The organism is Cupriavidus sp. 01T418 (assembly GCF_056398885.1).
This window is the reverse complement of sequence record NZ_JBFTQG010000004.1, coordinates 303,888-314,032: the sequence shown is the minus strand read 5'-3', so window position 1 is coordinate 314,032 and position 10,145 is coordinate 303,888. Positions and strand designations below refer to the sequence as shown.

The following is a 10,145-nucleotide window of genomic DNA, read 5'->3' as shown; positions in this document are numbered from 1 at the left end:
GGCCCCTCGGTGAGAGGAGACCGTATCATTTTCACGACGCTGATCCCATCCGCCGCGCAATGCGAAAATGGGGGCACCAGTTGGCTGATGGAGGTGCAGGCACTCACCGGAGGGCATCTGGCCAACATCTCCCCCTTCGATGTCAACGGTGACGGCAACTTCACCCCTGCGGACTTCATGCCGGATCCCCAGACGCGGATAGCCGTGTCTGTCGGTGGCCGTGGTTCGACAGTGGGTATTACGCCAGCACCTACCGTGACCAAATGCGGGCCGGGCAAGGAATGCAAGATATCGTCGGGCTCCAACGCCAACACCGAGACCATCGCTGGGAGCGCGGCGAACCCGAGTGGGCGCCTGGCTTGGCGCGAGATACTGCGCTAGCCGCGAAGCATCCGGAATGAAGGCGCCAGGCATGGGATAGTTCGCGCTCAACGTCTTCCGGCCAACCCGCCGTTAGCATTTCCCTTACGCATCGCCACAGTCTGGAACATTTCCAGGCCGCTCTTCTGGCTATCCTCGGACATCATGTCTTCCATGCGAGGCTGCCATGTCAATGCGCGCGCAAACGCGTCACCATCCCGCTCGCGGGAAAGGCTTCCGCGGCTATGTCCTGATCGAATCCCTCACCGCCCTCGCGGTCCTCGGCGTCGGCCTGCTGCCGCTCGCCGCGCTCGCTCCGGCCGCGCTAAGCGCCCTGCGGCAATATGAGACCCTTGGACAGGCCACGCGTGCCGCCGCCGAACTGGCGGAGTTGGAGGATCCGGGCCTGACGCTGTCGCCGCTGCACGCCTGCTGCATCGGTTCACATCAACTCCGGTTTTGCCGCTCACTCGCCTCGGCCGGCAGCGAGCATGGCCACCCTGGCTGTGCAGCGGGATCGCGGCTGGCGGTCGTCGGGCTGCTGCCTCGTGTCTCGGGTCAACGCGGCGGCGTAGCCGATAAAGTTGGGTTGCGGGTCATTGCGCTGTGGATCCGGCCGTGAGAAACGGTTGCATGCGCGGCATCCATGCCCGCCCCGGCGCGGGCCGCAGGCGCCCGCAAGGCTACTCGCTGATCGAACTGGTGATCGGCCTTGCGCTCGGACTCCTCGTCAGTGCCGTGGCCGCTTCGGCCTTCCATGCGGTACAAGTCGCCTACCGCGCCACGGTCGACCTTGTGCTGTTGGAGGAACGCGGCCAGCGCGCGCTTGCCATCATTTCCCATTTGATACGGCATGCCGGATGGCAGCCACCTGCTGCAGCCATGCCGGCCAAGGCACCGCCGGCCGTGGCCGGACGCGATGATTGCGGCCAGCCCGGCATCGCCACACGGCCCGGATGCGCGCGCCGCGGCGTCAACGGCAGCGATGCGCTGCTGGTGCGCTTCAGCGGCAGCGGGCGCGCGCACGATCCGACGCTGCCCGACCAGACCATGATCGACTGCAGCGGCTATGCCCTGCCAGCGGCGAGTGTCGGCGGCGCAGCCGGGGAAGGCGGCAACGCCTATGCCGGCGCCAGCTTGCTCTACGTGGCCAATGCCCCTGACGGCGAGCCGCAACTGCTGTGCCGCTATGCCAGCCGGCGCGACGGCCGGGTGCAGCGGGACAGCTGGACTTCCGGCGCGCTGGTGCGCGGCGTAGAGACCATGCAGTTGCGTTACGGCATCGATACCGACGACGACGGCAAGGGCGATGTCTTCCTGCGCGCCGAGGAACTACACGCCCAAGGGGATGCAGCCTGGGGCAAGGTGAAGGTGGTGCAGGTGGTGTTGGTGCTGCGGGGCGAGCGCCCGCTGCCACCGGCAGCGGCTGGCATCGCGCTTGTATTGTTCCCACGGCGCGCGGCCGACACGCATGCGGAGGATCTCGTGTTCCAGGTCCCTGCCCGGCCTGCCGTGATACGCCGGGTATTCTCGGCTTCCGTGCGCCTGCGCAATAGCGGCTTGTGCGAGGAGACGCTATGTTGAATCCGGCCCCGCAACCTCGATCGCTCATGTCACGCGGCGCCTTCGCGCACCGCCGCCATCACAGCGGAAGCACCACGCTCCTGCTGACAACCACCATGCTCCTGCTGGTGATCGCCACCACCATGGCTGGCCTGCATTTCCTGCTCTCCAGCCGGCAAGTGACCGCTTATCAGCTGGAGCGCGAAATCGCTTTCCGTGCGGCGGAGATGGCGCTGCTCGATGCGGAAGGGGAATTGCTGGCGGCACTCCGCGCCGGGGCCGCCGGGGCGGACGCCCGCCTTGCTGCCTGGCCGCCGCCGGGCCAGTGCGGGCGCGCGGCGCAGCTGGGGCTGTGCCGGCCTGCCGCGAATGCCGCACCGCCGTGGGAGAGCTGGCTCGCCGCACGCGGGCCGGATGAGGCCGCCGGCATAGCAGTGGGCACCTTCAGCGGCATCACCCTGCCCAGCTTGCCGGCCGGGACGGCAGGCGTGGGCACCATGCCGCGCTATGTCGCGGAGTTGCTGCACGAGCGCCCACCCGGCGAGTGGCTGGGGACGGACTATGCGGCTGGCGCGGGGCCGCGGCTGCGCTTTCGCATTACGGCGCTCGGCAACGGGCGAGACACGGCGGTGCGCAGCCTGGTGCAAAGCGAGTTCCAGCCATGATGCCCGGCACCCGGGGCCTCAACGCGTTGATTGCCTTCTGCGCATGGCTGCTGTGTGCCGGCGCGGCGCGGGCCGACGGCCGCCCGGCGGCGGCCGGCTCTCTCAGTTACATCGCGGAGCGCGGCGGCCAACCCTGGAGCGGCCGCCTGACTGGCCTGCCACTCCCATCGGGCGAGCACAAGGCGGCGCATCCGTTGCCGCTGCCCGCCTGGGAAGCGGGGGCACTGCTCGCTATGCGCGATCCCGATTCGCGCCGCTTGCTGACGGCACTCGCGGGCCCGGAGGAAACGCCGGCGCGGCTGGCTCCGCTGCATTGGGAGGCACTGGATACTTCGACGCGCGGCCTGCTCGATCGCCCCGGCTCCGAAGGACTCCCCGGTGGCCAGGGCCGGGAACGGCTGGCACGCTTGCGCGGAACACGGCCTGCGCGGGACCCTGCAGTGCGGACATCGCCCGCCCCCCGGCCGGAGCGGCTGGGGCGCCCGGCCGGCACGCCACCGGTGCTGGTGCCGCCGCCCTCCTGGATGCCTGGCAGGCCCGGACACGCGGAATTTGCCGCGCGGCACAAGGCACGCCCGGCCCTGGTGTGGCTGGGCACGCGCGACGGCTTGCTGCATGCGTTTGATGCCGGGTCCGGCGAGGAAGTGCTCGCTTACGTACCGCGCGGCTTGCTGAGGCAGGCTGCCGGCTGGGCATCGCGGAGCGGGGGACCCGCGCCGGCCGCGCCATGTCCTTACCCTGAGGCGGCCGACGTGGTAGTGAAGCCCGGGGGCTGGCGTACCGTCTTGCTATGCGGCCTGCCGGCCAGCATGGCCAGCGACCCGGGACACGCAGGCCAACGTGCGCATGCGGGCGTGTTCGCCCTCGACATCACCGGCACCAGCGCCGCGCAGCCGTCGCCTGCACTGCTGTGGGAGGCCACGGCCTCCGGCACGTTGCCGCTGGCGCCCGCCGGACCCGTCCGCGCCTTGGCGCTAACCACGCCCGAGGGGTCGAGCTGGTACGCCCTGACTCAGCTGGCACCCGTGGAAGGCAGCGAGGCCTGGTCCGCCGCGCCGCGCCACGATCCATCCGTAACTATGCGGCAGGCAGGCCTTGCCCTGCTGCCGCTGGACAAACCGACCCGCGCACCCTGGCATGCGATACCGCGCCTGTACCTGCCCGGCAACGGTTGCGGGATCGGGGGGGCCAGCCCCGCCTTGCTGGCGGCAAGCATCCTGGCAGACGCATCGGGCGTGGCCCTGGCAGCCTATGCCGTGGATGCCATCGGGCGGCTCTGGCGCTTCGACGTGCGCGGCGCGGCGCCATGGCACGATGGCGACCAGCGCGTCCACTGCATTCACCGGGCGGAGAATCCAGCGCCACCATTGAACGGCACGGCGACGCCAGTGGCACCCGTCCTGATCGCCGCCCCCGGTGGCCACCTGGTGGTGTACGGTGGCGGCAATCACACCTCCGCCGTCTTCGACAGCGCCTCTCTCGCGGACACAGGCGCCCCCCGGGCCAGCCCAACGCGCATTGCGGCTTTGCCCGAGGGAGGCGGCGTCGTGCTGCGCCGCCAGCCGCGCGAGCCACGGATCCCCGGCGGCCAGCCAGCGACGGTCGGCTGGCACCTGCCCTTTCCCAATCCCGGTGAGCAACTGGACCGGCTCATTCCCGCCGATCCAGGCTACCTCGGCATCGTGACCCGCACGCCCGACGCGCGCCAGCGCGTTTACCTGATCCACGCGCTGAGCGGAGAGTCCACCATCAGCGAACATGCCGGCGGCCCCCTCGTCCACGCCATGACCGGGCTTGAAGCCGGCGCCCACGCGGCGGTCGTTCTTGGCCGCGAGCCGCTGCCGCCTGAGCGACCTGCAACGCCCGGGATCACTTCGCGCGAGGCAACGGCGCTCACGCTCTGGTCCCTGGAGGATGGCCGTGCCGAGCCGCACAACCGTACCGTCGCCAGCCGCCGCACCGGCCGCCTGCGCTGGCGCGAGCTCATCCGTTCCAGCGCGCCTTGAGCCCACATCGCGCCAGGACTGCCACCCGGCACATGACCAGGCCCGTGCCCCCAATCAGCCGCCGGAACGCGTGCGCGCTCGCGCGTCGACCGGAGGCGTTACGGAACATGTTCATGCCCCACCCTCGCCTGTCAGGTTTCACACTGCTCGAACTGCTGGTCACGCTCACGGTAATGACCATCCTCATGGCGATGGTCGTGCCTGCCTGGCATCGGCATATGGAAAGAGGCTGGCGCGCCGAGGCGCGCAGCGCAATGCTTGGCGCGATGCTGGAACTGGAACGCCATGCGCTCGCCACCGTGAGCTTCGCGGGTGAGCCCGGCGGCGCCGTGGTGGCCGGCAAATGGCCGCTGCCCGTGCCGGGCCCGCCGGCGCGCCCGCGTCACTGGATCAACGCCGGCGCCTGCCCGAGCGGCGACCTGGCTCGCTGCGTCGAGCTGCGCGCCGTGCCACAAACCCCGGATACGTCATGCGGCACGCTGATCCTGCGCAGCACCGGCGAGTGGCTTGCACAGCCCGCGTTTGCGGCAGAGTCTGTGCCACTGCCGCAGGCTTGCTGAGATGCCGGCGCACCGACGCCGGTATCGGCATCCGGATCCAGGCGGCGGCGCAACGCTCGCCGAATTATTGACCTGCCTGGCCGTGCTGGCCATCCTGGCAGCACAGGCCTACCCGTCCTGGCAGCGCTTGCAGGCACGGCAGCAGGTGGTGCTGGCGGCCGACCGCCTCGCCGGCTCGCTGGCGCTGGCACGCGCCACCGCCGTGGCCCGGCGCGCGGAAGTGTTATTGGCGCCCTTGCCCGGCGCGGCTACGCTGGATCAGGGCTGGCGCCTGACGCTGGCGCCGGCAGGCAACGCGCCCGCCGGTGCACCTGGCCAACAGGACGGCGGCTTGCTCGCCACGGTCGAGCTGCGCAGCGCCTGCCTGCGCATCGCACTGCGCTCAACCGCGCAAGGCAACAATACGCTGCGCATGACAGCTGTGGGATACTCTCGCTCAGAGCAAGGCGGTTTCCTCGCCGCCACCTTCACCGTGACCTGCCAGGGTGAACAGCGGCAGCTAAGACTCAGTGCCCACGGCCGCGGCCGCCTGTGCACGCCGGGACAGGATGCCGATTGCAGTGGCCTCGACCCGGCTCCGCCGCCCTGACAACTGAAGACTGCAACCAACCCGAATCTACCGCCCTCGCGGCTAAGAGCACCAGGCCTCATGTTCTCCGATACCGACCACGCAGCCATGGCACAGGCGCTCGCACTAGCGGCGCGCGGCATGTACACCACCACGCCCAATCCGCGCGTTGGCTGCGTTTTGTCCAAGGACGGCAAGATCATCGGCCAGGGTTTCACGCAACCTGCAGGGCAGGATCACGCCGAAATCCAGGCGCTCAAGGATGCCGCCGCGCGCGGCAACGATCCGGCCGGTGCCACCGCCTTCGTCACGCTGGAGCCATGCAGCCATTTTGGCCGTACAGCGCCCTGCGCGGATGCACTGGTGCGTGCCGGCATCGCGCGCGTGGTGGCGGCCATGGAAGACCCGAACCCGGCCGTTTCCGGCCGCGGCTTGCAGCGCCTGCGCGAAGCCGGCGTTGACGTACGCTGCGGGCTGCTGGAGAAAGAAGCGCGCGAACTCAATATCGGCTTCGTGAGCCGCATGACGCGCGGACTGCCGTGGGTGCGGATCAAGGTTGCCGCCTCGCTCGACGGCGGCACCGCGCTGCACGATGGCACCAGCCAGTGGATTACCGGCCAGGCAGCGCGCGACGATGGACACGCCTGGCGCGCGCGCGCCAGCGCCATCCTTACCGGCATCGGCACCGTGCGCGATGACAATCCGCAGTTGAATGTGCGTGCCGTGGACACTCCGCGCCAGCCGCAGCGCGTGGTTGTGGATTCCAGGCTGGAGATCCCCCTGGATGCACGCCTGCTGGTGCCGGATACCGGCGATTTTGCCAAGCCGGTGCTGGTGTTCTGCGCCTTCGATGACGGCCCGCGCCGGCGCGCGCTGGAGGCGCGCGGCGCCGAAGTGGTGGTGCTGCCCAATCCGCACGGCAAGGTGGAACTGCGCCGCATGCTGGAAGAACTGGGGCGGCGCGGCGTCAACGAACTGCATGTGGAAGCCGGCTTCAAGCTCAACGGATCGCTGATCCGCGAGCATTGCGCCGATGAACTGCTGGTCTACCTGGCGCCCAAGCTGCTGGGTGACGCGCAAGGCATGTTCCAGCTGCCTCCCCTGGCGCGGCTGCAGGACGCCGCCGCCTTCCGCTGGCACGACGTCCGCATGATCGGGGAAGACCTGCGGCTGATCGCCCGCCGCGCCGACCACGTGTAACCGGCCGCCTGTCGCCCGGCAGGAAAGCGCGGGCAAAAACGAAACCGCCCCGCACCTGCTAGCATGCGTGTTTTCCCATTGCATCACGCATCGATCATGTTCACTGGCATTGTCGCGGCCGTCGGCCGCATCGAATCCGTTACCCCGCTGGGCGCCAGCGAAGCTGCCGACGCCGGCGTACGCCTGCGCATCCGCGCCACCGGCCTGGACCTGTCCGATGTCATCCTCGGCGACAGCATCGCCATCCAGGGTGCCTGCATGACGGTGATCGCGCTGGACGGCGACACCTTCGACGCGGATGTCTCGCGGGAGTCGCTCGACAAGACCGCCGGCCTGGACAAGCCGGGGCGCGTCAACCTCGAAAAGGCGCTGACCCTGGCCGACCGCCTTGGCGGCCACCTGGTATCCGGCCACGTCGACGGGCTGGGGGAAGTCACGCACTTTGCACCGGTGGGCGAATCCCACGAACTGCGCGTGCGTGCCCCGCGCGAACTGGGTCGCTACCTGGCCTACAAGGGCTCGGTGGTGATCAACGGCGTGTCGCTGACCGTCAACAAGGTGATCGACGATGAGCACGGCTGCACCTTCTCGATCAACCTGATCCCCCACACGATCGAGGTCACCACGCTGCAGGATCTGAAGCCAGGCGCGCGCGTGAACCTGGAGATCGATCTGATTGCGCGGTATGTGGAGCGGATGCTGAGCGCGCCGAAACCCGCCTGACGCGCAGCTTTTCCGGGCGGCGCCGGCCCGCCACGATCACCGCATACCTTGGCGGCGGGCATCGCGYGCCCTGCGGCGCCCGCTTGACGTACAATATTGGGCCAGACCGCTCCGCTGCCTGCCGGCTTACCCCCGAGCGGGTCCCGGCCAGCCGGCGCCGACAGCCGGCCAGCAAGCCGTCCCGCCCGAAATTCAGCAGAATTCCAGCCCCGACCTCAGTCAGCTTTCCAGCCTGCATGCCATGACAATCGCCCGTACAGAAGAAATCATTGCCGAAATCCGTGCCGGCCGCATGGTTATCCTGGTTGACGAGGAAGACCGCGAAAACGAGGGCGACCTCGTGCTGGCCGCCGATTTCGTCACACCGGAAGCAATCAATTTCATGGCCAGGTACGGCCGTGGCCTGATCTGCCTGACGCTGACCGCGGAGCGCTGCCGCCAGCTCGAGTTGCAGCCCATGGTCAGCCGCAACGGCACGGTGCACGGTACCAATTTCACGGTGTCGATCGAAGCGGCCGAGGGCGTCACCACCGGCATTTCGGCAGCCGACCGGGCCCGCACCGTGCAGGCCGCCGTGGCAAGGGATGCCCGCGCCGCCGACCTGGTCCAGCCCGGCCACATCTTCCCGCTGACGGCACAGCCCGGCGGCGTGCTGATCCGCGCCGGCCACACCGAGGCCGGTTGCGACCTCGGCGCCCTGGCCGGCCTGACGCCGGCTGCCGTGATCTGCGAGATCATGAAGGACGACGGCACCATGGCGCGCCTGCCGGACCTGATCGAGTTCGCGCAGGAGCATCAGATCAAGATCGGCACCATCGCCGACCTGATCCACTACCGCAGCCGTACCGAGAGCATTATCGAGCGCGCCGGCGAGCGCACCATGCAAACGCCTTACGGCACGTTCAACAGCATCATCTACCGCGACAAGCCGAGCGGCCGCGCGCATCTGGCGCTGATCAAGGGCACGCCGCAGCCCGATCGGGAAACGCTGGTGCGGGTCCACGAGCCGCTTTCCATGCTGGATCTGCTCGAAGTGTCGTGCACCACGCATTCGTGGGGCGTGCCCGCCGCGCTCGAGGCCATCGCCCAGGCCGATCACGGCGTCATGGTGCTGCTGAACTGCGGGGACGCGGCGGATCAGCTGTTCACGCAGTTCTCGGCCCTCGATGCGCCGCAGAATCGCCCGCGCGTGAAGCCGGACCTGCGCACCTACGGTACCGGCGCCCAGATCCTCAAGGATCTCGGCGTGGGCAAGATGCGTGTGCTGGCATCGCCGCAGAAAATGCCGAGCATGACCGGCTATGACCTTGAAGTGACTGGCTACCAGCCCATGAACGGCGGCAAGGCAAACTGAACTACCGGATATCCGGCGGCCGCAACCCTGTTGCCTGATGCGGCCGCCACCCCGAACCCAGGAGAACATAAGATGGATCACGGTTTCTACCCCAGCAACCTCGAAGGCGAAGGCCTGCGTATCGGCATCGTGCAGGCACGCTTCAACGAGCCGGTTTGCGACGAACTGCGCGAAGCCTGCGTGGCAGAACTGGAAAAGCTGGGCATCGAAGGCGAGGACACCCTGGTGGTGACCGTGCCCGGCGCCCTCGAGATTCCGCTGGCATTGCAAAAGATGGCCGAAAGCGGCCAGTTTGACGCGTTGATCGCGCTTGGCGCAGTGGTACGCGGCGAGACCTACCATTTCGAGCTGGTCTCGAACGAGTCCGGCGCCGGCATCACCCGCGTCGGCCTGGACTTCAACGTGCCCATCTCCAACGGCATCCTGACCGTCGACACCGACGCCCAGGCCCACGCCCGCACCCGTGAAAAGGGCCGCGATTGCGCCCGCGCCGCGGTGGAAATGGCCAACCTGGTTTCCGCGCTGGATTCGCTGCGCGGCCAGGAAGAGGATGAAGACGAGGACGACGATGAGTGACGCGCCCGATAGCAGCACCCCTGGCAGCAACGACGCCGGCGCCAAGCCCGTCGCCAAGGCCGAGCCCAAGGCGGCGCCCAAGAGCGCGCGCCGCCGCTCGCGCGAACTCGCGCTGCAGGGCTTGTACCAGTGGCTGCTGAATCGCAACGATACCAATGCGATCCAGGCCCATCTGCACGAGGCCCAAGGCTTCAACAAGGCTGACCGCGAGCATTTCGACGCGCTGCTCAATGGCGCCATTCGCGAGGAAGCCAGGCTGACGGGGGCGTTCGAGCCCTTCCTGGACCGTCCGGTGGCCGAGCTGTCGCCGGTCGAACGCGCCGCCCTGCTGATCGGCAGTTACGAACTGATCCACTGCGTCGACATTCCGTACAAGGTTGTCATCAACGAGGCCGTGGAACTGACCAAGACCTTCGGCGGCGTGGAAGGCTATAAGTACGTCAACGGCGTGCTGGACAAGCTGGCCGCCAAGGTGCGCGCACCCGAGCTGGCCGCCCGACGCTGAACCACGCTGATCGACGCACCAGCGGCGCCGTTCTCGGCACCAGGCCTGCCGTACCGACACCCGCT

At 68.8% G+C, this 10,145-nt stretch carries 12 protein-coding genes; all 12 read left to right on the top strand.

Going from position 1 to position 10,145, the window contains the following annotated elements; translation table 11 throughout:
* The coding region (locus AC1DQ3_RS07435) for a hypothetical protein (RefSeq protein WP_477119534.1) at window positions 1-381 on the top strand (381 nt) is incomplete at its 5' end.
* Window positions 382-547: 166 nt separating this feature from the next.
* The gene (locus tag AC1DQ3_RS07430) at window positions 548-982 is read left to right on the top strand and encodes a hypothetical protein (protein WP_477119533.1); all 435 of its coding nucleotides are present in this window, start codon (window positions 548-550) and stop codon (window positions 980-982) included.
* The gene (locus AC1DQ3_RS07425; protein WP_477119532.1) at window positions 979-1,944 is read left to right on the top strand and encodes a PilW family protein; all 966 of its coding nucleotides are present in this window, start codon (window positions 979-981) and stop codon (window positions 1,942-1,944) included. Before AC1DQ3_RS07430 ends, AC1DQ3_RS07425 begins: the two co-directional genes overlap by 4 nt.
* Window positions 1,938-2,588, top strand: coding sequence for a pilus assembly protein (locus AC1DQ3_RS07420; RefSeq protein ID WP_477119531.1), 651 nt, complete (start codon window positions 1,938-1,940; stop codon window positions 2,586-2,588). The genes AC1DQ3_RS07425 and AC1DQ3_RS07420 overlap by 7 nt, the downstream gene beginning before the upstream one ends.
* Entirely contained in the window at window positions 2,585-4,594 is a 2,010-nt protein-coding gene (locus tag AC1DQ3_RS07415) for a pilus assembly protein (RefSeq protein ID WP_477119530.1), read from the top strand. Before AC1DQ3_RS07420 ends, AC1DQ3_RS07415 begins: the two co-directional genes overlap by 4 nt.
* Window positions 4,595-4,707: 113 nt before the next feature.
* On the top strand, window positions 4,708-5,154 hold the full coding sequence (locus AC1DQ3_RS07410; RefSeq protein WP_477119529.1) for a type IV pilin protein: 447 nt from the start codon (window positions 4,708-4,710) through the stop codon (window positions 5,152-5,154).
* 1 nt (window position 5,155) lies between these two features.
* On the top strand, window positions 5,156-5,743 hold the full coding sequence (locus AC1DQ3_RS07405) for a pilus assembly FimT family protein (protein WP_477119528.1): 588 nt from the start codon (window positions 5,156-5,158) through the stop codon (window positions 5,741-5,743).
* A 60-nt stretch (window positions 5,744-5,803) separates the two neighbouring features.
* Entirely contained in the window at window positions 5,804-6,922 is a 1,119-nt protein-coding gene (ribD, locus tag AC1DQ3_RS07400; protein ID WP_477119527.1) for a bifunctional diaminohydroxyphosphoribosylaminopyrimidine deaminase/5-amino-6-(5-phosphoribosylamino)uracil reductase RibD, read from the top strand.
* Window positions 6,923-7,018: 96 nt separating this feature from the next.
* The gene (locus AC1DQ3_RS07395; protein WP_477119526.1) at window positions 7,019-7,645 is read left to right on the top strand and encodes a riboflavin synthase; all 627 of its coding nucleotides are present in this window, start codon (window positions 7,019-7,021) and stop codon (window positions 7,643-7,645) included.
* A gap of 241 nt (window positions 7,646-7,886) precedes the next feature.
* The gene (gene ribBA / locus AC1DQ3_RS07390) at window positions 7,887-8,999 is read left to right on the top strand and encodes a bifunctional 3,4-dihydroxy-2-butanone-4-phosphate synthase/GTP cyclohydrolase II (protein WP_477119525.1); all 1,113 of its coding nucleotides are present in this window, start codon (window positions 7,887-7,889) and stop codon (window positions 8,997-8,999) included.
* Window positions 9,000-9,071: 72 nt separating this feature from the next.
* The gene (gene ribH / locus AC1DQ3_RS07385) at window positions 9,072-9,575 is read left to right on the top strand and encodes a 6,7-dimethyl-8-ribityllumazine synthase (RefSeq protein ID WP_035863901.1); all 504 of its coding nucleotides are present in this window, start codon (window positions 9,072-9,074) and stop codon (window positions 9,573-9,575) included.
* A complete protein-coding gene (nusB, locus tag AC1DQ3_RS07380) occupies window positions 9,568-10,080 on the top strand; it encodes a transcription antitermination factor NusB (protein WP_477119524.1) in 513 nt (170 codons plus the stop codon). The genes ribH and nusB overlap by 8 nt, the downstream gene beginning before the upstream one ends.
* Window positions 10,081-10,145 lie beyond the last annotated feature (65 nt).